Source organism: Micromonospora sp. CNZ285, from assembly GCF_004637285.1.
On the sequence record NZ_SPQD01000001.1, the window covers coordinates 2,407,018 to 2,432,604 of the forward strand.

A 25,587-nucleotide genomic window follows, 5' to 3' on the forward strand; every position below is an offset into this window, starting at 1 on the left:
GCCGCGGGCGCCCGTGCGGTTACCGCGACTCCTGCGTGTTCATCGACCGGATCCCGCTGCTCAGCGTCGCGGTCACCGCCGAGACCGCGACGAGCCCGGCGAAGACCAGCATGGTCACGGCCACCGGGAACCGGGCCAGCAGCAGCCCGGCCAGTCCCGGGGCGAGGGCGGCGGCCGAGGTGGCGGCCAGGAAGATGACGCTGACCACCCGGCCCTGCAACCGGTCCGGCGTGATCGCCGCCTGGTAGCCGAAGAGCACCGCGTTGGCGGTCGGCGCGAGGAACACCGCCGCCGCCAGCGGCACCGCGGCGAGCACGCTCGACGGCACCAGGGCGCTCGCCGCCATCAGGACGGTGGTGGCCCAGCACAGCACGATCACCAGGGTCGGCAGCCGCAGCCAGCGCTGGACCGCCGGCGCGGCCAGCGCGCCGAGGAACCCGCCCAGGCCGAAGATCGTGCTGGCCAGGCCGACCACCACGGAGGCGGTGCCGGCCCGCTCCAGGGCCACGATGATCGTGAAGATCATGCCGGTGAAGGCCATGTTCAGCGGCGCCGCGATCACCAGCAGCGCCCGCAGGAACGGGTTGGCCAGCACGAACCGGATGCCCTCGGCCATCGCGGCGCCGCCGGACTGCGGCGCCTGCTCGGTGCGGGGCTGCTCCATCGGCCGGCGGATGAGCAGCACCGCCAGCAGCGAGAGCAGATAGGACACGGCGTTGCCGACGAACGGCAGGGACCGGCCGAGCCCGTAGAGCAGGCCACCGAGCGGCGGCCCGGCGAGCTGGGTTCCGTAGGAGCGGGCCTCGTTGCGCGCGACAGCGGTGGTGAGCTGCTCGGCGGGCACGAGGTTGCGGACCGCCGCGTGTTCCGCGGTGCCGAAGACCGCGTTGGCGGCGGCGCCGACCACGGTGACCACGATGATCATCGGCAGGCCGGCCACCCCGGCGAGCACCGCGCCGGCCAGCCCCAGGTACGCCACCAGCCGGACCACGTCGCAGACCACGAGCAGCGTACGGCGGGAGAACCTGTCGGCCACGACGCCGGCGGGCAGCCGGCAGGCCAGCGTGGTGAGCAGCCCCAGGCTGCCGACCAGACCGGCCTGCGCGGCCGAGCCGGTGAGGAAGAGCACCAGCAGCGGCATCGCCAGGTTCGACATCGCCGCGCCCAGGTCGGACAGGCACTGGCTGATCCAGAGCAGGTTGAAGTCGCGGTTGCGCCAGAGGCTGACCGGGCGGTCCGGCCCGGTCACCGGCGGATCGGTGACGGTCGGCATCTGTTCCTCGTCGGTCGCGGTCAGGGTCGGTTCGGCGGCGGCGGTCATGCCGGCCACCAGGAGCCGGGGACGGGACGCAGGTCGTCGAACCACTCGGCCGCCGGGTCGTGCCGGGCGAAGAACTGCCGGCCGACGTGGGCCGCGTCGCGGGCCTGGAGCATACGCAGGCTGAACATCTCGGTCCCGCCGACGCGCACGACGCCGTCCACGAGCACCTTGCCCGGGGCGGCCGACATGACCGGCCCCCGGGCCGTCCGCGCCAGGCCGGACACCGACCGGACGGCGTCGGTGTAGATCTGCCAGGCCCGGGTGAGCGGCAGGCTGAAGTAGCTGCGGGCGCCGGTGTCGCGTTCCACGAACATGTAGTACGGGATCACGCCCAGTTCCACCAGGCGCTGCCACATCGTGGCCCAGTCCCCCGCCCGGTCGTTGACGTGCGCGATCAGCGGCGCCTGTGCCCGGATCACCGCGCCGGTGGCCCGGATCCGGGCGATCGCCCGGCGGACCTCGTCGGTGGCCAGTTCCCGGGGGTGAGAGAAGTGGGCCATCACCGCGACGTGCCGGCCGGCGGCGGTGATCCGCTCGAAGAGGCGCAGCAGGTCGTCGGCGTCCGGGTCGGTGGTGAACCGGGCCGGCCAGTACGACAGCGCCTTGGTGCCGAACCGCAGCGTGCGGATGTGGTCGAGGGCCGGGTCCAGCAGGGGCGACACCCAGCGCTCCAGCACCGCCGCGCTCATGATCATCGGATCGCCGCCGGTGAACAGGACGTCGGTGACGCCCCGGCTGTCCTCCAGGTACGCGACCACGTCGCCGACGTCCGAGGCGGCCTGCCGGATCTCGGCGTTGCCGACGAACTGCGCCCAGCGGAAGCAGTAGCCGCAGTAGGAGTGACAGGTCTGCCCCTGGGACGGGAAGACCAGCACCGTCTCGGCGTACTTGTGCTGCACGCCGAGCAGCCGGCGTCCCCGGTGCGCCGGCACGTTCGCCTCGAGCTGGGCGCCCGGGTTCGGGTTGAGCCGGGCGTGGGCGTCGCGGGCCGCCTTGCGGATCACACCCGGCTCGGCGGCGGACAGGTGCAGCGCCGACAGGTGGTCGAAGATCTCCGGCGGCAGCATGTCCCGGTGCGGGAACGTGAGCCGGAAGATGGGGTCGTCCGGGACGGCGGACCAGTCGATGAGCTCGTCCACGACGTACTGATTGACCTTGAACGGCAGCACCGAGGAGACGACCCGCAGGTCGTGCAGGTATTCCTCGGGCATGCCACGCGCGCCGGCGAGCCGCGCCAGACGTTCGTGGGAGTAGACCTTCATCACCGTCGCCTCGTTGTCAGCGGGATGGGACAGGGGTGGCCGCCGGCCGGCGGCCGGGCCGGGGCGGATCCGTGCGGACCCGCCCCGGCCGGTGGGCGGTTCAGCCCTGCGCGGCGGCCATCCGCTCGCGCAGGCTCTTGGGACGCATGTCGGTCCACACCTCGTCGATGTGGGCGAGGCAGTCCGCGCGGTTGCCCTCGAAGCCGGTGGCGGTCCAGCCCGCCGGCAGCTCGCGGTCGGCGAACCAGATCGAGTACTGCTCCTCGTGGTTCATCACGACGCGGTAGGTGCGGTCATCGTCGTCGACGGCCATCGCCGTTCTCCTTCTCGTTCGGTTCCTCGGTTGGGACGGATCCCGGCCGGGCGGCCGGGGGGTGTGCGGCGCGGGCCCGAGTGGCCCGCGGGTGTCAGAGCCGGACCGGCAGCGCGGCGAGGCTGCGGTTGAGCAGCGACGGCTGCCACCGCACCTCGGTGCCGGCGAGCGCCAGGCCGGGCGCCGCGGCCAGCAGGTCGGTCAGCGCGGCGCCGGCAACCAGCCGGGCCAGCGGGGCACCCAGGCAGAAGTGCCCGCCCTGCCCGAACCCCAGGTGCGGGTTCGGATGCCGGCGCAGGTCCAGCTCGTCCGGGCGGTCGAAGCGGGCCGGATCCCGGTTCGCCCCGGCGGTGACCACGTAGAGCCGCTGGCCGGCGCGCAGCCGCTGCCCGGCCAGCTCGACGTCGTCCTTGACGTGCCGGATGGACATCTTGGACGGCCCGTCGAAGCGCAGCAGTTCCTCCACCGCCACCGCGGCCAGCTCCGGTTCGGCCCGCAGCAGGGCGAGCTGGCCGGGGTGGCGCAGCAGGTTCCAGGTGCCGACCGCGATCAGGTTGCTGGTGGTCTCGCCGCCGGCGAACGCCACGTGGGTGAGCATGGCGACGAACTCGTCCTCGCTCACCGACTCGCCCACCAGGCCGTTGGCGAGCGCCGCGCTGATCAGGTCCTCGCGGGGCGCGGCCCGCCGGGCCCGCACCAGCACCCGCAGGTAGTCGAACAGGTCCAGCAGCGCCTGCTGCGAGCGCTCGTGCTCCTCCGGCGACTGCACCGAGCCCAGGGCCAGGTCGCCCACCTCGATCGCCCAGCGCTGGAACATCGCGGTGTCCTCGGCCGGTACGCCCATCCAGGCCGCGGCGACGGTCGCCGGGAGCGGGCGGGCGAAGTCGGCCACCAGGTCGATGGCGCCCTCGCCGCCGCCGGCCCGGGCGGCCAGCCGGCTCACCGCCTCCTGCACCATCGGGCGGTTGCGCCGCACCTGCCGGGCCCCGAACGCGCCGCGGAAGACGCTGCGCAGCCGGCGGTGCTCGGGCGGGTCCACGAAGACCATCCAGCCCGCCATGATGGAGAACGCCCGGGCCGCCTCGGGGCTGAGCAGTTCCAGCGGCGTCTGGGCCAGCATCGGGCTGATCCGGTCCGCGGAGATCTCCGGCATCGTGTAGCAGGCCGCGGCGGGCTCGTACCCGGTGACCAGCCAGGCTCGGTGCACCGGGCTCCAGTGCACCGGCTCGGCGGCCCGCAGCGCGGCCAGGTACGGGTACGGGTCGGCGACGAGGTCGTCGTCCAGCAGGTAACGGTCGGTCAGGATCGCGGTGCTCATGCCGTACGCTCCAGCAGCTCGGCGGCGAGGGCGGCGACGGCCGCCACGCCCGGTTCGGTGACCATGCTCCGGTGGGTGCCGGGCAGGTGGTGGACGGTGAGCGCGTCCGGGAACATCTCCCGGCAGCGCCGCTCGTAGGCGGACCCGTTCTCCCCGGCGACCACCGAGGGGCGGCCCGGTCCGGCGGTGGCCGCCTCGGCGGTGACCAGCAGGTGCGCCGGCCCGCGGTAGGGCTGCGGGCGGTAGCCGGCGGCGGCGCGCAGCAGCGCCGTCCACATCGCCACCGGCCAGTCGGCGCCCAGCGCCGCCTCGGACTCGTCGACGCCGGCCGCCAGCAGCGTGGCCACCAGCTCACGCTCCTGGCTGAGCCGGGCCGGGGTGCCCGGTGTCAGCTCCCGGATCGCCGCGCGCATCGCGACCGCCCGGTCGAGCAGGTCCAGCGCCTCGGTGACGGCGAACATGCCGGTCTCGTCCGGCACCGCCGGTTCGAGCAGCAGCAGGACGTCCACCCGCTCGCCGGCGGCGGTCAGCCGGATCGCCATCTCCTGGGCGATGTTGGCGCCCATCGACCAGCCGAGCAGCGCGTACGGGCCGTGCGGCTGGTGCGCGCGCAGCTCCCGCAGGTAGTCGTCGGCCAGGCCGGTCATCGTGTCGGCGTCGACGCCGCCGTCGATGCCCCGGGCCTGGAGGCCGCGCACCGGCCGGCCGGCGGGCAGCGCCTGCGCCAGCGGCAGGTACCAGGCGACGCTGCCGCCGCTGGGGTGCACGCACCACAGGGGACGCAGGCCGGGGTCGCCGTCGCGCAGGGTCACCACCACGCCGCCCTCGTACCGTACCGCCGCTCCTTCCGGGCCGCGGTCGCGGGCGGCGATCGCGGTGGCCAGGGTCGCGACGGTCGGGTGCTCGACCAGGTCCGCCACCCCGACCGGCAGGCCCAGGTCGCAGGCGCGGGCGGCGAGCCGCACGATGGCCAGCGAATGCCCGCCGAGGTCGAAGAAGTCGTCGTGCACGCCGACCCGGTCCAGCCGCAGCGTCTCCGCCCACAGCTTCGCCAGCGTCGCCTCGACCTCGGTGCGCGGCTCCACGTACGGGCGTTCCGGCGCCGCCGTCGGCTCCGGCAGCGCGGCCCGGTCGAGCTTGCCGTTGCCGGTCACCGGCAGCGCGTCCAGCGCGACGAACGCGGACGGCACCAGGTAGGCCGGCAGCCGCTCGCGCAGCCAGCGGCGCAGCACGTCGGCGTCGGGCAGGTCCAGCCCGGCGACAGGCACCAGGTACGCGACGAGCCGGGCGTCGCCGGGCTGGTCGGCACGGGCGGCCACCGCCGCCATCGCCACGTCGGGACGCGCCGACAGCGCCGCCTCGATCTCGCCGAGCTCGATGCGCCGGCCGCGGATCTTGACCTGTCCGTCGACCCGGCCGCCGAAGTCCAGCGTGCCGTCGGCCCGCAGACGTCCCCGGTCGCCGGTGCGGTAGAGCCGCCGCCCGCCACCGGCCGGGTCCGGCACGAACCGGTCGGCGGTCAGCCCCGGCTGCCCGACGTAGCCGCGCGCCAGCGCGTCGCCACCCAGGTAGATCTCGCCGGCCACGCCGACCGGCGCCGGGCGCAGCGCGTCGTCGAGCACCAGCACGGTGGTCCGGGCCAGCGGCCGGCCGATCGGCACGCTGACCGCGTCCGCCGGCAGGTCACGGACCTGGTGCGCGGTGACGATGAAGATCGTCTCGACCGGTCCGTACCCGTTCACCAGGCGCAGGTGCGGCCAGCGCGCGGCCAGGTCCCGGCAGTGCGGCGCGGACGCCGCCTCCCCGCCGAAGACGATCTGCCGCAGCTCGCCCAGCTCCGCCGGCACCTGCTCGACCGCCAGGTTGAACAGGGTGGTGGTGAGGAACGCGGTGGTCACGCCGTGCCGGCGGATCGCGGCCACGATGCCGGCCGGGGTGAGCGGTTGCGCCGGATAGAGCGCGCAGGTGCCGCCGTGCAGCAGCGGGCCGAAGATCTCGAACAGCGCCGCGTCCCAGTTGACGCTGCTCAGGTGCAGCACCGTCTCGTCCGGGCCGAGGTGGACGAAGTCCTGCCCCAGCAACGAGTCCACGATCGCCCGGTGGGCCACCGCGATGCCCTTGGGCCGCCCGGTGGAACCGGAGGTGTAGAGCACGCACGCCACGTTGTCGGCGTCCGGCCCCGGCACCGGCGGCCCGGCCGGCTCCCCGGCGAACGTCTCCTCGGCCAGCGTGACCACCGTGGCGGCCCCGGCCGGCACCTGGTGCCGCCAGGCCGGCTGCGCCAGCACCAGGTCCGCCCCGGCGTCCGCCGCGAGCAGCTCCAGGCGGGCGCGCGGGTCGCGCGGGTCCAGCGGCAGGTACGCCGCACCGGACTTGAGGATGCCGAGCATGCCGACGATCAGGTCCACCGACCGTTCCGCGCAGAGCCCGACGACCCGCTCCGGACCGGCGCCGTGGCGCCGCAGGTGGTGCGCGACGCGGTTGGCCCGCGCGTCCAGCTCGGCGTAGCTCAGCGTCGTCCCGTCGAGGGCCAGCGCGACCCGCTCCGGCCCGGCGGCGACCCGGGCGGCCAGCACGTCGACCACGCTGCGCGGGTCCGCCGCGGCGGCCGTGGCCGGGGTCCGGGTCGCGCCGTCGGCGGCCGGCACGCCCGGCGCCGCCTGCGGGTCGGCGACCATCGCGGCCAGCAGCGCGCAGTACGCGTCGGCGAGCCGCTCCACCTCCCCCGGCGACATCCGCCCGGCGTCGGCCTCGACGGACACGCCCTGCGGGCCGGTGGTGACCATCAGCCCGAAGTTGGTCCGGGCGATCTCCTCGATCTCCTGCTTGTGCTCGTTGCCCAGCGCGTGGAAGTGCACGTAGTTGAAGGCGGTGTCGACGAGCACCTCACCGGCCCACCGGCCGCGCTGCACCTCGGCGAGCGGGAACCGGCGGTGCGGCAGCAGGTCCCGCTCGGCGGCGAACACGTCCCGGAGCAGCCCGAGCCAGGTCGTCGCGGACGACCGGACGCCGAAGGGCACCACGTTGAGGAACAGGCCGCGCATGCCCTCCGCGCCGGCCCGCTCGGGCCGCCCGTTCGTGGCGAAGCCGGTCGAGTACGCCTCGCCGTCGGCGAGCTGGCCCATCAGGTGGTAGTAGGCGGTGAACAGGACCGTCTTGCGGGGCACCCCGGCGCGGGCGGCCAGCGCGTCGATGCCGTCGCGCAGGTGCGCGTAGTCGCGTACCACCTCGCACGTCGACTTGTCGGCGGGCGCCGCGCCGACCGAGCGGGGCACCCGTACCGGCGGGAACCGCTCCACCATGTCGTCCCAGAACGCCCGGGCCGCCGGGTCGTCCACCGCGGCGCGTTCCAGCGCCACGTACTCGGCGAAGCGCGGCACCGGACCGGCGGCCGGCTCCGGGCCCGCGCCGGTGACCACGCGGCGGTGCCGGTCGACCAGCTCGGCGATGAGCGAGGTCAGGCTCCAGCCGTCCAGGACGGCGTGGCAGTCGGTGATGGTGAGCCGGTACTCGGCGTCGTTCAGCACGTGCACGTGCAGCCGGATCAGCGGCGGCTCGGCCAGTTCGAACCAGCGCACCGATTCGGCGTGCAGGTACTCCCGGACCCGCCGGGCCTGCTCCGCCCCGGTCAGGCCGCGCAGGTCGTCCACCCCGACCGGCAGCGCGGCCCGCTCGTGCACCAGTTGCAGCGGCTCCTCGTAGGAGCTCCAGTCGAAGCCGGTGCGCAGGATCTCGTACCGGTCGACCACCGCGTCGGCAGCGGCCTGCATGGCGGTGGCGTCGAACCCGGCCGGCTCCTGCACCCGGAAGCTGGTCACGTTGTGGTACGCGCCCTTGCCGGCGTCGGCGAGCAGTTCGTAGAGCATGCCCTGCTGCATCCGGGTCAGCGGGTACGCGTCCGTCAGGCCGGCGGGCAGCCGGTCCCGGTCGGCCGGCGCGACCATCGCGAACGGCTCCACCGGCCCGGCCGCGGCGGAGTCGCCGTCGGCGGCGGCGGCGTCGACGGCCCGGGCCAGCTCGCCGAGCGCCTGGTGGGCGAAGACGTCGCGCAGCGCCACGGTGAGACCGCGCCGCTCGGCGAGCCCCACCACGCGCAGCGCGAGGATCGAGTCCCCGCCGAGGTCGAAGAACCGGTCGGTGACGCCGATCCGGTCCACCCCGAGGGCGGCGCACCACACCTCGGCCAGCGCCCGCTCGGTGGGGGTGGCCGGCGGGACGTGCTCGCGGGTGGTGTCCAGCGCCGGCCCGCCGGCGTCGGGCAGCGCCCGCCGGTCCACCTTGCCGTTCGCGGTCAGCGGCAGCGCCGGCAGCACGGTGAACGTGGCGGGCACCATCGCCTCGGGCAGCCGGTCGCGCAGCCAGCGCCGCAGTTCCTCACCGGTCAGCCCGGCGCCGACGACCAGGTACGCGTGCAGCCGGTGCTCGCCGCTGCGGGCGCCCCGGGCCACCACGGCGGCCTGCGCGACGGCGGGATGGCGCAGCAGCGCGGCCTCCACCTCGCCCAGCTCGATCCGGTGCCCCCGGATCTTCACCTGGTCGTCGGCGCGTCCCCGGTACTCCAGCTCGCCGCCGGGCAGGTGGCGGGCCCGGTCGCCGGTGCGGTAGAGCCGCGCCCCCGGAACGGTGGAGAACGGGTCCGGCACGAACCGCTCCGCGGTCAGCCCCGGCCGGCCCAGGTAGCCGCGGGCCAGTCCGGCGCCACCGACGTACATCTCGCCGGTGGCCCCGATCGGGACCGGCCGCAGGTGCCGGTCCAGCACGTGCACGGTCAGGTCGCCGAGGGCCCGCCCGATCGGGGAGACGGCGTCGCCGGTCAGGTCCGCGGCGGTGACCAGGCGGTGGGTGACGTGCACGGTGGTCTCGGTGATGCCGTACATGTTCACCAGCCGCACGCCGGCGCCCGGGCCGTCCAGCCAGCCGTCCAGCTCGGGCAGGTCGAGCTTCTCGCCGCCCAGCACCACGTGCCGCACGCCGAGGTCGGCCAACGGCCGGTCGCCGAGCGCCGCGCGCAGGTTGCGGAACGCTCCCGGGGTCTGGCTGAGCATGGTCACGCGCTCCCGCGCCAGCAGGCCGGCGAACCGCTCCGGGTCGCGGGCGGTGTCCCGGTCGACGAGCACGACGGTGCCGCCCCGGGTCAGCGCGCCCCACAGCTCCCAGACCGAGAAGTCGAAGGCGTACGAGTGGAACAGGCTCCACACCCCGCCCGGCGGCAGGTCGAGCGCGTCCACGCAGGAGTCCAGGAGGCGGACCACCTGCCGGTGCGCGACACCCACGCCCTTGGGCCGGCCGGTGGAGCCGGAGGTGTAGATGACGTACGCGAGGTGATCGGCGTCGGTGACCGGCTCCGGATCCGTCGTCGGCTCACCGTCGAGCGTGTCCAGGCGCAGCACCCCGGCCGGCGCCACCGGCACCCGGTCGGCGAGTTCCGGTGAGACGACGGCCAGCCGTACGCCCGCGTCGGCGACCACGTACGCGAGCCGGTCCCGCGGGTGCTCCGGGTCCAGCGGCACGTACGTCCCGCCGGCCTTGAGGATGCCGAGGATGCCGACGGCCAGGTCGGCGTCGCGGCGCACGCAGAGCGCCACTGTCGTCTCCGGCCCGACGCCGGCCGCGCGGAGCCGGTGCGCGAGCTGGTTCGCCCGCGCGTTCAGGCCGGCGTAGTCGACCCGCTGCTCCCCCGCCACCACCGCGACCCGGTGCGGGTCGGCGGCGACGTGGCGGGCGAACCGTTCGTGCAGCAGGTCCGGCGAGGGGTACTCGCGGACCGGGGCGGTCCAGCCGGCGATCAGGTGCCGTTCGTCGGCGGGCAGCAGGTCCAGCTCGGCCAGCGGGGTGTCCGGGTGGGCGACCGCCTGTTCCAGCAGCCGCAGGTACTGCCCCGCCCAGCGCCGCGTGGTCTCCGGGCGCCACAGGTCGGCCCGGTGGAAGAAGGCGGCGGCCAGCCCGTCGGGGCGGCGCGCGGTCTGCAGGATGAGGTCGAACTTGACCGCGTCGAGGTCCAGGTCGAACCGCGCGCCGGTGACCGCGCCGAGGCGTACCGGGCGGTCGTCGGCGTCGTCGTCGAGGCTGAACATGGCCTGGAACAGGGGTGTGCGGTCGAGGCTGCGGTCCGCGCCGACCCGGTCGACGACCCGCTCGAACGGCGTCTCCTGGTGGTCGTACGCGCCGAGGGCGTCGGCGCGGACCCGGTCGAGCAGGTCACCGAAGGACGGGTTCCCGGCCAGGTCGGCCCGCAGCACGAGCGTGTTCACGAAGAAACCGACGACCTGTTCGACCTCCGGCCGGGTCCGGCCGGCGACCGGGGTGCCGACACCGAAGTCGACCTGCCCGCACAGCCGGGACAGCAGGACCTCGAACGCCGCCAGCAGGACCATGTACAGGGTGGCGCCGCGCTCCTTGGCGAGCTGCTCCAGCGCGGTCACCAGCTCCGATCCGACGGTGAAGTCGCAGGTGGCCCCGGCGGTGGAGCGTCCGGCCGGGCGGTCGCCGTCGGTGGGCAGCGCCAGCGGCGGCAGCCCGGCCAGCCGGTCGGCCCAGTACGCGAGGTCCCGCTCCACGCGCTGCTCGGTGGCGGTGCGGCGCTGCCAGGCCGCGTAGTCGGCGTACCGCACCGGCGGCTCGGGCGACGGGTCACCGGTGTAGAACGCCTCCAGGTCGCGGACCAGCACGCCCATCGACCAGCCGTCGGCGACGATGTGGTGCAGGGTCAGCAGCACCACGTGGTCGGTGGGCGTGAGCCGCCACCCGGTGACCCGGAACAGCGGCCCGGTCTCCAGGTCGAACGGCTCCCCCGCCGCCGCCCGGGCCGCCGCCGCGACCTCGGCGGCGTCGGTGGCGACCCGCCAGTCGACGCCCGCCCAGCCGTCCACGATGTCCTGCCGGACCACCCCGTCGACGACGGTGAACCGGGTGCGCAGCGACTCGTGCCGCCGGACCAGGGCCGCGAACGCCGCGTCGAGCCGCTCCCGGTCCAGCGGCCCGGTGAGCCGCCACGCGACCGGGATGGTGTACGCCGCGCCGGCGCCGTCGAGCCGGTCGAGGAAGACCAGGCGTTCCTGTCCGAAGGAGACCGGCAGGTCACGGGTGCCGCTGCCCCGGGTGATCCCGGCCGGGGCGGTCGCGGGGGCCGCTCCGGCGAGCCGCCGGCGGAGCAGCTCGTGCTGGGCGGGGGTGAGGGCGGTCATCGGGTCTCCTCCAGTTTCCGGGCGAGCCGGGCGATGGTGCGGGCTTCGAAGAAGGCGCGCAGGGTCAGCGGGGCGGCCAGCCGGTCGCGCAGCCGGGAGATGACGCGCAGCGCGGTGAGTGAGTGGCCGCCGAGGGCGAAGAAGTCGTCCTCGACGCCGACGTCGGGCCGGTCCAGCAGCTCGGCCCAGATCTCGGCGATGACCCGCTCGGTGTCGGTGCGCGGAGCCACCCGGTCCACGGCGGGCCGCTCGGCCCGGATCTCCGGCAGCGCCGCCCGGTCGACCTTGCCGTTTCCGAGCAGCGGCAGGGCGTCGAGGACCAGCAGCTCGGCCGGGATCATCGCGTACGGCAGGCGGTCCTCCAGGTGGCGGCGCAGGTCCGCCTCGGTGACGCCGCCGCCCGGGATCCGCTGGGCGTAGCCGGCGAGCCGCCAGCCGTCCGGTCCGTCCGGGCGGGCCACCACGGCCGCCGCGCCGACCCCGGGGTGAGCGGCCAGGGCGGCCTCCACCTCGGCCGGTTCGACCCGGACGCCGCGTACCTTGACCTGCCGGTCCAGCCGGCCCCGGAACTCCAGCGTCCCGTCCGCCAGCAGGCGGGCCGCGTCGCCGGTGCGGTACATCCGCGCGCCGGGCGGTCCGGCCGGGTCCGGCAGGTACGCCGCCGCGGTCAGGCCGGGCCGGTTGCGGTAGCCGCGGCTGACCCCGGTGCCGCCGATGTGCACCTCGCCGAAGACGCCCACCGGCACCGGGCGCATCGCCTCGTCGAGCACCCGCACGTACGTGCCGGGCATCGGCACGCCGATGGTGACCGACTCGCAGGGCGTCCCCGGGTCGAGGTCGGCGACAGTGGTGGTGACGGTGGCCTCGGTGGGGCCGTACTGGTTGACGACCCGGCGCAGCGCGGGCAGCGCGGTGTGCACCTTGGCGAGCAGCTCCGGGGTGCACGGCTCGCCGCTGAGCACCAGCAGCCGCAGCGCGGGCAGCGTCGCCGCGGCGACGTCTCCGGCGTCGAGGAGCTGGTGCAGCAGCGACGGGACCATGCTCAGCAGCGCGGTCGGCGCGGGCCGGCCGGGCAGGTCGGTGGCGATCGTGGACAGGTCGGACCGTTCGGCGATCAGGACCGTCGCGCCGACGGTGAGCGGGCCGACGCAGTCGCGCAGGAACGCGTCGAAGGCGGGCGAGGCCCGTTGCAGGACGACGTCGCCGGCGCCCAGCCGGTAGTGGGCCAGGATGGTGTCGAGGTACGCGGTGACCGCGCCGTGCTCGGCCAGCACACCCTTGGGTCGTCCGGTGGATCCGGAGGTGTAGACCAGGTAGGCGAGCCGGGCGGGGTCGACGGCGACGGCCGGCGGGTCGGCCGGCAGGACGTCGGCCCGGCTCCGGGCCAGCGTCTCCGGGTCGAGCACCAGCCGTACCCCGGCGTCGTCGGCGAGCTGCGCCAGGCGGCGCGGCGGCAGGTCCGGGTCGAGTCCGACGAACGCCGCCCCGGCCTTCCAGACGCCGAGCACGGCGACCACCGTGTCGACGCCGCGGGGCAGCCGCAGGCCGACCCGGTCCTCCGGGCCGACGCCCCGCGTGCGCAGGTGGTGGGCCAGCTGGTCGGCGCGCCGGTCCAGCTCCGCGTAGGTCAGCTCGCCGCCGGGGCCGACCAGCGCGGTGGCGTCCGGGGTGGCGCGTACCTGGTCTGCGATGCGGTCGGGCAGCGACCGGAACGGCGTGGCCGGCCGGGTCACCGCGGCCGGCGCGACCGGGTCGGCCAGCGGCAGGTCGCCGATCCCGGCCGCCGGGTCGGCGGCCACGGCCCGCAGCACCCGCTGGTACGCCCCGGCCATCCGCCGGATCGTGTCCGCGTCGAAGATGTCTGTGGTGTAGTCGAGCGAGCCGGTCAGCCCGTCCGGGCCGTGCACCAGCTCCAGGGTCAGGTCGAGCTTCGCCGCGCCCCGGTCGACCGGGTGGGCGGCACCGGCGGCGGACCCGAGCCGCAGCGTGTCCAGCGTCCAGTCGTTGTAGCTGAACAGCGCCTGGAACAGCGGCGAACGGCTCAGGTCCCGGTCCGGGCTCAGCTCCTCGACCAGCCGCCCGAACGGCAGTTCCTGGTGCTCGTACGCGGCCAGCGCGTCGTCGCGGACCCGGCCGAGCAGTTCGGTGAAGGTGGGACGGCCGGTCAGGTCCGCCCGCAGCACGAGCGTGTTGAGGAAGAACCCGACCACGTCGCGGACCTCGGGCCGGTCCCGCCCGGCCACCGGCGTGCCGACAGCGAAGTCGCTCTGGCCGCTCCACCGGCCCAGCAGCACCTGGTAGGCGGCGAGCAGCGTCATGAACAGCGTCGCGCCGTGCGCGGCGCCGAGCCGTTCCAGCGCGGCCACGGTGTCCGGCTCGACGCGGAAGCCGACGCTCGCGCCGGCGCCGTCGCGCACCGCCGGCCGGGGCCGGTCGGTGGGCAGCTCCAGCGTCGGCAGGCCGGCCAGCCGCTGCCGCCAGTGGGCCAGTTCCCCGCGCAGCCGGTCACCGGCGAGCCGCTGCCGCTGCCAGGCGGCGAAGTCGGCGTAGCGGACCGGCGGCCGGGGCGCCTTCGTCCCGTCGTACCCGGCCTCCAGCTCCCGGACCAGCACCGCCGCCGACCAGCCGTCGGAGACGGCGTGGTGCATGGCGAGCAGCAGCAGGTGGACGTCACCGGCGCGCCACAGCACGGCCCGGAACAGCGGCCCGGTGGTCAGCGCGAACGGCCGCCGGGCCTCCCGGGCCAGCGCGTCCGCCGCCTCGGCCTCGGTGGCGGCGACGCGCCGGTCCAGGCCGTCCCAGCCGGGCACCACGTCCTGGCGGACCACGCCGTCGGCGAGCGTGAACCGGGTACGCAGCGACTCGTGCCGGTCGACGAGCGCGTCGAGCGCGGCGGCCAGCCGGTCGGCGTCCAGCGGTCCGGTCAGCCGCCAGGCCAGCGGGATCGTGTACGCCGGGCCGGCGCCCTCCAGCCGGTCGAGGAAGACCAGCCGTTCCTGTCCGAAGGAGACGGGCAGCCCGGTGGTCGCGGTGCCCCTGCCGATCGGGGTGACGAGCGGCTCGGCGTCGTCGAGCAGGCGGGCCAGCCCGGCGATGCTGCGGGCGGTGAACAGGTCCCGGAAGGTGAGTTCCCGGCCGGTGCGGGCGGCGACCGCGCCGACCACCTTGATGGCCAGCAGCGAGTGCCCGCCGAGGGCGAAGAAGTCGTCGTCCATGCCCGGGTCGGCGACGCCGAGCACCTCGGTGAAGATCTCCGCGAGGTGCCGCTCCAGTTCCGTGACCGGTTCGCGGCGGCCCGCCCCGGCGGCGTACGACGGTTCGGGCAGGGCGGCCCGGTCGACCTTGCCGTTGCGGGTCAGCGGCAGCTCGTCGAGGACCACCACGGCGGCCGGCACCAGGTACGCCGGCAGCGTCCGTCCGAGGTGGGCCCGCAGGTCGCCCAGTTCGGCCGGGTCGGCGGCGACGTACGCGACCAGGCTGAGCACGCCGGCCCGGTCGGGGCGGGCGAGCACCACCGCGTCGCGGACCGCCGGGTGGCGGCGGACCGCCGTCTCGATCTCGCCGGGCTCGACCCGGAACCCGCGGACCTTCACCTGGCCGTCGGCCCGGCCGACGAACTCCAGCACCCCGTCGGCGGTCCAGCGCACCAGGTCACCGGTGCGGTAGACCCGGCCACCGAGCGCTCCGAAGGGGTCCGGCAGGAACCGCTCGGCGGTGCGGGCGGGCGCGCCGACGTAACCGCGGGCCAGCCCGGCGCCGCCGAGCAGCAGCTCACCGACCACCCCGACCGGGACGGGCCGCAGCGCCGGGTCCACCACGTACGCGGTGGTGTGGTGCATCGGCCGGCCGATCGGGACGCTGCCCGCGCCGGCCGGCGCGGTGACCTGGTGCCAGGTGCCGAAGGTGGTGGACTCGGCCGGGCCGTACATGTGCAGCAGCCGGCCGGGGCCGCCGTGGGCGAGCAGGCCGTCCACCGCGGCCGGGTCGGCGGCCTCCCCGCCGAACAGCACGTGCCGCAGGCCGCCCAGGACGTCCGGGCGTTCCCGGGCGACCTGGTGGAACAGCGCGGTGGTGAGGAACAGCGTGGTGACCCGGTGCCGCGCCAGGTGCGCGGCCAGGGCGGCGGTGGACAGCGCCACGTCGGGCGGGGTGACCACGAGTGTCGCCCCGGCGACCAGGGTGGCCCACACCTCGAAGGTGGCCGCGTCGAAGACCGGGTTGGCAGCGAAGGCGACCCGGTCGTCCGGCCCGAGGGTCAGGTACCCGCCGTCGTGGACGGTGCGGACCAGACCGCGGTGGGTGATCCCGATGCCCTTGGGGCGGCCGGTGGAGCCGGAGGTGTAGACGACGTAACCGAGCTGCTCCGGGTCGACCGGGATCGCCGGGTCGGTCGCCGGCCGCCGGTCCACCTCGGCGGCGTCGCGGACCAGGTCCACGACGCGGCAGTCCAGGCCCGCGCCGTCGTGGTGCCCGTCGGCGGTGACCAGCACCGTGGCGCCGGTGTCGGCGATCATGTGCCGGCTGCGCCCGGCCGGCTGGTCGGCGTCCAGCGGCAGGTAGGCGCCGCCGGCCCGGAGCACGGCGAGCTGCGCGCGGACCAGACCGGCGCCGCGGGGAAGGCTGACCGCCACCACGGTCTCCGGGCCCACGCCGAGGGCGAGCAGGTGGTGAGCCAGCCGGTTCGCCTGCCGGTCCAGTTCGGCGTACGTCCACACGACCGGGCCGTCGACCACCGCGGGACGGTCGCCGCCGGTGGCGACCCGGTCGGCGACGAGGTGGTGCAGCGGCCGGGCGGGCAGCTCCGGTGTCGCGGCGGTGCCCGCCGCGCGCAGCGCGTCCCACTCGGCGGGGTCGACGGCCGGCCAGTCACCGAGCCGGGTGCCGGGGTCGTCGGCCAGCGCGTCGAGCAGCCGGGCGTACGCGTCGGCGAGACGCTCCACGGTGGCCGGGGTGAACAGGTCGGTGGCGTACTCGAACAGGCCGGTCAGGGTGCCGTCGGGCGCCTGGTCGACGAAGAGGGTGAGGTCGAACTTGGCGGTGCGCCAGCCCAGCGGCAGCTCGGTCACGGTCCGTCCGGGCAGCCGCAGCGCGGTCACCGAGGTGTCCCGCAGCGCGAACATGGTCTGGTAGACCGGGGTGCGGCTGAGGTCCCGCTCGGGCCGCAGCTGCGCGACCACCTGCTCGAACGGCACGTCCTGGTGGTCGTAGGCGCCCAGGGTGGCCGCGCGGACCCGCCCGACCAGCTCGGCCAGCGTGGGGTCGCCGGTCAGGTCGGCGCGGACCGCGAGCGTGTTGACGAAGAAGCCGACGACGTTCTCCAGCTCGCCGCGCGTCCGGCCGGCGACCGGGGTGCCGACGGCGAAGTCGTGCTGGCCGCTCCACCGTCCGAGCAGCGCCTGGAACGCGGCCAGCAGGACCGTGTGTACTGTGGTCCGCTGCTCCCGGGCCAGCGCGGCGAGCCGGGGCAGCGCGTCGCCCGGCAACGCGAAGCGGTGGGTGGCGCCGTCCGCGCCGAGCACCGCCGGGCGGGGCCGGTCGGTGGGCAGCTCCAGCGCGGGTACGCCGTCGAGCGTGTCGCGCCACCAGTCCAGTTCGGCGGCGACGCGGTCCGGGCGGAGGTCGGCGCGCTGCCAGCGGGCGAAGTCGGCGTAGCGCACCGGCGGCGCGGGCGGCGTCGCGCCGGCGTACAACTCGGCCAGCTCGCGCGCGACGACGCCGAGCGACCAGCCGTCGGCGACCAGGTGATGCAGCACGAGCAGCAGCACGTCGTGCCCGGGCAGGCGGACCAGCGTGGCGCGCCACAGGGGCCCGGCCGCCAGGTCGAACGGCTCGCGGATCAGCGCGGCGGCCGCCTCGTCGGTCCAGGCGGCGGCGCCGAGCCGGGTCAGTGCCACGGTGGGCTCCGGGTCCACCACAGGGGTGTCGCCGGCGAAGCGGGTACGCAGCGCGTCGTGCCGGGCGGCGAGCCGGTGCAGGGCCCGGCGCAGCGTGTCCTCGTCGAGGTGCCCGTCGACCCGCCAGGCGACCGGGATGACGTAGCTGGGGCTGTCCGGGTGGATGCGGTGCAGGAACAGCAGCCGCTCCTGGCCGAACGACGCCACGGCCGGGGCGTCGTCGGCGCCGGCGACCAGTGCCGGTGCCGGGTCGGTGGCGGGCGCGTCCGCGACGGTCTCGGCCAGGCCGGACACGGTCAGTCCTTCGAACAGGTCGCGCAGCGACACCTCCACGCCCAGTTCCTCGCGCAGGCGGGCGATCAGCCGTACGGCCAGCAGGGAGTGCCCGCCGAGGGCGAAGAACGTGTCGTCGACGCCGACCCGGGCGACGCCGAACACGTCGGTCCAGACCTTGGCGAGGCGTTCCTGGACCGGGTTCTCCGGGGCCCGGTACGCCACGGCCATCTCGGGGCGGTCCGGGGCGGGCAGCGCCTTGCGGTCCAGCTTGCCGCTCGGGGTCAGCGGCAGCTCGGCCAGCGGCACGAACGTCGACGGCACCATGTAGCCGGGCAGCCGTCCGGCCAGCCGGTCCCGCAGCTCGCCGACGTCGAGACGGTCCCCGACGACGTAGGCGACGAGGCGCTTCTCGGCGGCCTCACCGGTGGCCACCACCACCGAGGCGCGTACGCCGGGCTGGTCGTCGAGCACCGCCTGGATCTCGCCCAGCTCGATCCGGTTGCCGGCGAGCTTGACCTGCTCGTCGACCCGGCCGAGGTAGTCGACCACGCCGGGGCGGTGCCAGCCGGCCAGGTCGCCGCTGCGGTACATCCGCCCGCCCGGCTCGCCGTACGGGTCGGGCAGGAAACGCTCGGCGGTCAGGCCCGGCCGGCCGACGTAGCCGCGGGCGAGCTGCACACCGGCCAGGTACAGCTCTCCCGGGTCCTCGCCGGTCACGGGACGCAGCTCGGGGTCGAGGATGTGCAGCTGGGTGTTGTCGACGGCCGCGCCGATCGGCACGCTCGCCCCGGTCCACTCCGGCCGGCAGGCCCAGGCGCTGACCTCGATGGACGCCTCGGTCGGGCCGTACAGGTTGTGCAGTTCGACGTCGGGCAGGACGCGCAGCACCCGGTTCTGCAGGTCGGTGGGGAGCGCCTCGCCGCTGGCGAGGATGCGGCGCAGGCTGTGGCACCCGGCGACGCCGGGTTCGCCGACGAACAGCGCCAGCATGGTCGGGATGAAGTGCACGCTGGTGATCTCCCGGCTGCGGATGATCTCCACCAGGTACCGGGTGTCCCGGTGCCCGCCGGGCCGGGCGAGGATCAGCCGCGCGCCGACGGTCAGGGGCCAGAACAGCTCGTGCACGGACACGTCGAAGGCGTACGGGGTCTTCTGCAGCACCCGCTCGTCGGAGGTCATGCCGTATTCGTGCTGGCCCCAGCGCAGCCGGTTGACCACGCCCCGGTGCTCGACGACGACGCCCTTGGGCCGCCCGGTCGAGCCGGAGGTGTACATGACGTAGCAGGCGTTGCGCTCGTCGACGGCGACGTCGCACGGCTCGGCGGACTCGTCCGTGGTGTCGGCGACAGTCAGTTCCGGCAGGCCGGGCAGGCCCAGGTCGATGTCCATGCCGGGGCCGCGGACCACTGCCACCGCACCGGCCTGACCGGCCATGTAGGTCAGCCGGTCGGTGGGCAGCTCCAGGTCCAGCGGCAGGTACGCCGCGCCGCTCTTGAGGACGCCGAGCAGGACGACCAGCAGGTCCAGGGACCGCTGGGCGCCGACGGCGACGACCGTCTCGGGCCCGGCGCCGCGGCGGCGCAGGGCGTGGGCGAGCCGGTTCGCCCGCCGGTCCAGCTCGCGGTAGGTCAGCTCCGCGCCCTCGAACTCCAGGGCGACCGCGTCCGGGGTCCGCCGGACCTGCGCCTCGACCAAGCCGTGGATGGTGCTCATGCCTGCTGCTCCTTCAGTGCCTGCTCGACGTCCTCGTCGCTCATCGCGGCGATCTCGGCCATCAGCCGGTCCTCGACTGCCACCGCGAGTCGCGCCACGGTGGGCTGTTCGAAGAGGGTGCGGACGGCCACCTCGCAGCCGAAGACCGCGCGCAGCCGGATGGCGACCCGGGTGGCGAGCAGGGAGTGGCCGCCCAGGTGGAAGAAGTTGTCGTGGATGCCGATCCGGTCGACGCGCAGCACCTGCCGCCAGACGTCCGCGATCGCCTCCTCGGTGGGCGTACGCGGCGGTTCGGTGTCGGCGCCGGGCGCGGCCCGGTAGCCGGCCGGGTCGGGCAGCCGGTCCCGGTCGACCTTGCCGCCGACGGTGCGCGGCAGCTCGTCGAGGACGATCACCACCGCCGGCACCATGAACTCGGGCAGCCGCTCGCTCAGCCGGTCGCGCAGGTCGTCGACTGAGACCGCGTCGCCGGCCAGGTAGGCGACGAGGCGGTCCTGCCAGGCGATGACGACCGCGTCGCGTACGCCCGGGTGTTCCCGCAGGCGGGCCTCGACCTCGCCCACCTCGACCCGGAAGCCGCGGACCTTCACCTGGCCGTCGGCCCGGCCGCGGAACTCCAACTGCCCGTCCGCACGCCACCGCACCAGGTCCCCGGTCCGGTACAGCCGGCCACCCGGCTCATCACCGAACGGGTCCGGCACGAACCGCTCCGCCGTGGCGCCCGGCCGGCCCAGATAACCCCGGGCCAACTGCGTGCCGCCGACGAACAACTCGCCCACCGCACCCACCGGCACCTCGGCCAGCGAACCGTCCAGCACGTACAACGCGCGGTCCCCCACCGCCCGGCCGATCGGCACCGCACCGTCCACAGCGGACGGCACGTCGTAGACGGTGGCGCTGATCGTGGTCTCGGTCGGGCCGTACGTGTTGACCACCGCGACGTCCGGGTGGTGCCGCCGCCACCAGGCCAGGTCGGCCGGGCGTACCTCGTCCCCGCCGAGTACCAGCAGCCGCAGCGCGGCCGGGCTCCAGGTGGGCGCGGAGGTGCCGTCGGCGGTGACCTCGGCGATCAGCTCGGTGAGGTAGCCGGGGACGACCTCCATCACCGTCACCCGGTGCCGTTCCACGTCGGCGACGAGCTGGGCCGGGGCGACCAGGCCGTGCTCGGGCAGCACCAGCGCGGCCCCGCAGCTCAGCGCGGGGAAGATCTGCTCGACGGAGGCGTCGAAGGCCAGGGCGGCGAACTGGAGCACCCGGTCGGCCGGGCCGAGCCCGAACCGGCGTCGCATCCGGGACACGTGCGCGGCCATCGCCGCCCGCGACACCCCGACACCCTTGGGCCGGCCGGTCGAGCCCGACGTGTAGATCACATACGCCAACTGGCCGCCGTCCACCGGCACACCCGGGTCGTCGTCACGGCCACCGTCCGGCAACTCGCCGTCCAGCACCACGCTCACGCCGAGGTCGGAGGTCAGCAGCTCCCGCCGCTGCGCCGGCCAGGACGGGTCGATCGGCACATACGCCCCACCCGCCTTCAGCACACCCAACACCGCCGCGAGCATGTCCACCCCACGCGGCAACCGGACACCCACCAGCGACTCCGGACCCACACCACGGCCCCGCAACCACCACGCCACCCGATTAGCCCGCGCGTTCAACTCCCCGTACGACACCACCCCACCAGCAGCAACCACCGCCACCGCACCCACACCACGCCGCACCCGCTCCTCAAACCCCACCACCGGATCCACCACCCGGCCCACCACCTCCGGCGCACCGAAACGCCGCAACACACCCCGCTCCCCCGACGGCAACCCCAACCCACCAACCCGCACACCCGGATCAGCCACCACCGCCACCAACAACTCCCGACACCGACCCACCAACCGACCGATCGACACCGCATCGAACAGATCCGTCCGGTACTGCACGAACCCGCCGGCCGCGCCGGGGTCGGTGGTGAAGGTGACCATCAGGTCGAACTTGGTAACGTCGAACGGGATCTCGGCGGGACGCAGCCGCGCGGCGCCGAGCCGGGGCGCCGCGATCGAGCGCACCTCCAGGTCGAACATGGCCTGGAACAGCGGGGACCGGCCGGCCTCCCGGTCGGGGCGCAGCTCCTCCACCACCCGCTCGAAGGGGAGCTCCTGGTACTGGTAGGCGTCCAGCGCCCGGTCGCGGACCCGGCCGAGCAGCTCGGTGAACGTCGGGTCGCCGCTCAGGTCGGCGCGCATCACCAGGGTGTTGACGAAGAAGCCGATGACGTTCTCCACCTCGGGCCGGGTACGCCCGGCCACCGGCACCCCGACGCCGAAGTCGTCCTGCCCGGTCCAGCGGGCCAGCACCGCCTGGAAGGCGGCCAGCAGCGTCATGTAGAGCGTGGCGCCGTGCGCCCGGCCGATCCGTTCCAGCGCGGCCACCAGTTCGGGGTCCAGGGTGAACTCGTGGGTCGCGCCGGCCCAGGACGGGCGGGCCGGCCGGGGCCGGTCGGTGGGCAGTTCCAGCGCGGGCAGGCCGGCCAGCCGCTCGCGCCAGTGGGCCAGTTCGGTGTCGAGGCGCTCGCCGGTGAGTTCCCGGCGCTGCCAGCCGGCGTAGTCGGCGTACTGCACCGGCAGTTCCGGCAGCGACTCCCCGGCGTAGGCGGCGCCCAGTTCGCGTACCAGCACGCCCATCGACCAGCCGTCGGAGACGATGTGGTGCATGGCCAGCACGAGCAGGTGGTCCTCCGGCCCGAGCTGCCAGACCAGGGCCCGGAACAGCGGGCCGGACGCCAGGTCGAACGGGCGGTGCAGCTCCCGCTCGGCCTGCGCCACCGCCTCGGTGTACGGGTCGGCGGCGGATCGGGTGTCGTACCAGTCGGCGGTCACGTCGCCGACGGCGGCGACCCGCTGCACCGGCTGCGTGCCGACCACCGGGAAGGTGGTCCGCAGCGACTCGTGCCGGTCGACGAGCTGCCGCAGCGCCCGGTCGAGGCGGTCCCGGTGCAGCGGTCCGTCCACCCGCCAGGCCAGCGCCGCCATGTAGTCGGGCGCGTCGGGCTCCAGCCGGTGCAGGAACCACATCCGCTCCTGCGCGAACGAGAGCGGGAAGTCGCCGCTGCGCCGTAGCCGGGTGATCGCGGGCGCGGCCCCGGCGGAGGACGCGGGCAGTGCGGCGGCGAACTCGGCGATGGTCGGGTGGGCGAAGAAGGTCCGCACGTCGACGGGACGGTCGAGCGCCTTCACCAGGCGGGCGACCGCGAGGGTGGCGAGCAGGGAGTGGCCGCCCAGGTCGAAGAAGTCGTCGTGGATGCCGATCCGGTCGACGCGCAGCACCTGCCGCCAGACGTCCGCGATCGCCTCCTCGGTCGGGTTACGCGGGCCCTCGAAGCCCACGCTCACCTCCGGACGGTGGCCCTCCGGGTCCGGGAGCCGGTCCCGGTCGACCTTGCCGCCGACGGTGCGCGGCAGCTCGTCGAGGACGATCACCACCGCCGGCACCATGAACTCGGGCAGCCGCTCGCCCAGCCACCGCCGTACCTCGTCGGCGGTCACGCCGTCCGCGCCCAGGTAGGCGACGAGGCGGTCCTGCCAGGCGATCACCACCGCGTCGCGTACGCCCGGGTGTTCCCGCAGGCGGGCCTCGACCTCGCCCACCTCGACCCGGAACCCGCGGACCTTCACCTGACCGTCGGCCCGGCCCCGGAACTCGAGTTGCCCGTCCGCACGCCACCGCACCAGGTCCCCGGTCCGGTACAGCCGGCCACCCGGCTCATCACCGAACGGGTCCGGCACGAACCGCTCCGCCGTCGCGCCCGGCCGGCCCAGATAACCCCGGGCCAACTGCGTGCCGCCGACGAACAACTCGCCCACCGCACCCACCGGCACCTCGGCCAGCGAACCGTCCAGCACGTACAACGCGCGGTCCCCCACCGCCCGGCCGATCGACGGCGTGCCGGTGAGGCCCGGCGGAAGGTCGGCGACCGTCGTGGTGACCGTGGTCTCGGTCGGGCCGTACGCGTTGAGCACTGTCACGTCGGGGCACCGGGACGCGAAACGGTCCACGTCGTCGGGGCGGACACGGTCGCCGCCGAGCACCATCAGCCGCAGGTCGCGCGGTACCTCGCCGTCCCGTTCGGTCAGCTCGGCGACCAGTTCGCCGAAGTACGCCGGCGGCAGGTTGGCCAGCGTCACGCCGTGCCGGGCCAGCAGCGGCAGCAGGGTGGCCGGGGCGACCAGGCCGTGCTCGGGCAGCACCAGCGCGGCCCCGCAGCTCAGCGCGGGGAAGATCTGGTCGATCGAGGCGTCGAAGGCCAGGGCGGCGAACTGGAGCACCCGGTCGGCCGGCCCGAGCCCGAACCGGCGTCGCATCCGGGACACGTGCGCGGCCATCGCCGCCCGCGACACCCCGACACCCTTGGGCCGGCCGGTCGAGCCCGACGTGTAGATGACATACGCCAACTGCCCGTCCGCGACCGGCACACCGGGGTCGTCGTCACGGCCGCCATCCGGCAGCTCGCCGTCGAGCAGGATGTCGAGCCCGGCGTCCGCGCGGACGACGTCGACCCGGGCGGCCGGCCAGGAGGGGTCGATCGGCACATACGCCCCACCCGCCTTCAGCACACCCAACACCGCCGCGAGCATGTCCACCCCACGCGGCAACCGGACACCCACCAGCGACTCCGGACCCACACCACGGCCCCGCAACCACCACGCCACCCGATTAGCCCGCGCGTTCAACTCCCCGTACGACACCACCCCACCAGCAGCAACCACCGCCACCGCACCCACACCACGCCGCACCCGCTCCTCAAACCCCACCACCGGATCCACCACCCGGCCCACCACCTCCGGCGCACCGAAACGCCGCAACACACCCCGCTCCCCCGACGGCAACCCCAACCCACCAACCCGCACACCCGGATCAGCCACCACCGCCACCAACAACTCCCGACACCGACCCACCAACCGACCGATCGACACCGCATCGAACAGATCCGTCCGGTAGACCAGCGTCATGGCGAGTTCGTCGCCGCGCGGCTGGGCGAACAACGACACCGCGAACAGCGCCTTGGGGCGGTCGGTCTCGAAGTCGGTGAAGCGCAGCGGTCCGGCCGAGGGGCCGTCGCCCGGCACGTTCTGCATCGCGAACCAGGCGTCGATCAGCGAGTCGGTGTCCGGCCGCTCGGGCCGCAACTCGCGGACCACCCGCTCGTACGGGACCTCCTGGTGGTCGAGCGCGTCGAGGGCGTCGTCGCGGACCCGGCCGAGCAGCTCGGCGAACGTCGGGTCGCCACTCAGGTCGGCGCGCATGACCACCGTGTTGACGAACAGTCCGATGAGGTTCTCCACCTCGGGCCGGTCACGGCCGGCCACCGGGGACCCGATGCCGAAGTCGTCCTGCCCGCTCCACCGGCCCAGCAGCACCTGGAACGCGGCCAGCAGCGTCATGTAGAGCGTGGCGCCGTGTTCCCGGCCGACCCGGTGCAGGCCGGCCACCAGGTCGGGGCCGAGGACGAACTCGGTGGTCGCCGCCGCGTGCGAGGGTCGCTCCGGCGCGGGCCGGTCGGTGGGCAGGGTCAGCGCGGGCAGGCCGGCGAGCCGGTCACGCCAGTAGTCCAGGTCGGCGCGGAGCCGGTCGCCGTCGAGCTCACGGCGCTGCCGCTCGGCGTAGTCGACGTACCGGACGGGCAGCTCGGGCAGGGGTTCCCCGGCGTACGCGGCGGCCAGCTCGCGAGCCAGCAGGCCGACCGACCAGCCGTCGGAGGCGATGTGGTGCGTCGCCGCCAGGACCACGTGCTCGGTGTCGGTGAGCGTCCAGACGACGACCCGCAGCAGCGGTCCGGTGGCCAGGTCGAACGGCCGCTCCGCCTCCGCCTCGGCCGCCCGGGCGACCTCGGCGGCCGAGGTGGCGGCGCGCCAGTCGACGGGGGTGTCGGCCGACGGCGGCAGGACGACGCGGGGCATGCCGTCGCGTTCCACGAAACGGGCGCGCAGCGCGTCGTGCCGGTCGACCACCGTGTCCACCGCCTTCTGGAACCGTTCCCGGTCGAGCCGGCCGTGCACCCGCCACATCGGAGTCGTGACGTACGCGGTGTCGCGACCACCGGCCAACCGGTCGAGGAACCACATGCGGTGCTGGGAGAACGACGGAGAGTAATCAACCTGGACACAGTTCTCTAGCTGGCGCAATTCGAATTCTCCTCGACTGGAAACCGGCAGGCGACAAGCGATTACCGACGCATGCGATTGCGTCGGCGCGCAATTCGGTCAGACATCCCGAAGCGCCATGCCCATTCATTCACCCATCGGGCGAAATGCATGGCAA

7 protein-coding genes are annotated in these 25,587 nt (G+C 75.0%); all 7 read right to left on the reverse strand.

What is annotated here, in order from left to right:
- Positions 1 to 19: 19 nt before the first annotated feature.
- A complete protein-coding gene (locus CLT75_RS11105; RefSeq protein ID WP_486485127.1) occupies positions 20 to 1,321 on the reverse strand; it encodes an MFS transporter in 1,302 nt (433 codons plus the stop codon).
- Entirely contained in the window at positions 1,318 to 2,583 is a 1,266-nt protein-coding gene (locus CLT75_RS11110) for a KamA family radical SAM protein (RefSeq protein WP_486485128.1), read from the reverse strand. Before CLT75_RS11110 ends, CLT75_RS11105 begins: the two co-directional genes overlap by 4 nt.
- Before the next feature lie 100 nt (positions 2,584 to 2,683).
- Positions 2,684 to 2,896 carry an MbtH family protein gene (locus tag CLT75_RS11115; protein ID WP_135240728.1) on the reverse strand — a complete coding sequence of 71 codons (213 nt, stop codon included), beginning with the start codon at positions 2,894 to 2,896 and terminating at the stop codon, positions 2,684 to 2,686.
- Positions 2,897 to 2,990: 94 nt separating this feature from the next.
- Positions 2,991 to 4,214, reverse strand: a complete 1,224-nt coding sequence (locus tag CLT75_RS11120; RefSeq protein WP_135240729.1) for a cytochrome P450 — start codon at positions 4,212 to 4,214, stop codon at positions 2,991 to 2,993.
- Positions 4,211 to 11,398, reverse strand: a complete 7,188-nt coding sequence (locus CLT75_RS11125; RefSeq protein ID WP_135240730.1) for a non-ribosomal peptide synthetase — start codon at positions 11,396 to 11,398, stop codon at positions 4,211 to 4,213. The genes CLT75_RS11120 and CLT75_RS11125 overlap by 4 nt, the downstream gene beginning before the upstream one ends.
- Entirely contained in the window at positions 11,395 to 19,281 is a 7,887-nt protein-coding gene (locus CLT75_RS11130; protein ID WP_135240731.1) for a non-ribosomal peptide synthetase, read from the reverse strand. The genes CLT75_RS11125 and CLT75_RS11130 overlap by 4 nt, the downstream gene beginning before the upstream one ends.
- On the reverse strand, positions 19,278 to 25,451 hold the full coding sequence (locus CLT75_RS11135; protein ID WP_486485129.1) for a non-ribosomal peptide synthetase: 6,174 nt from the start codon (positions 25,449 to 25,451) through the stop codon (positions 19,278 to 19,280). Before CLT75_RS11135 ends, CLT75_RS11130 begins: the two co-directional genes overlap by 4 nt.
- Positions 25,452 to 25,587 lie beyond the last annotated feature (136 nt).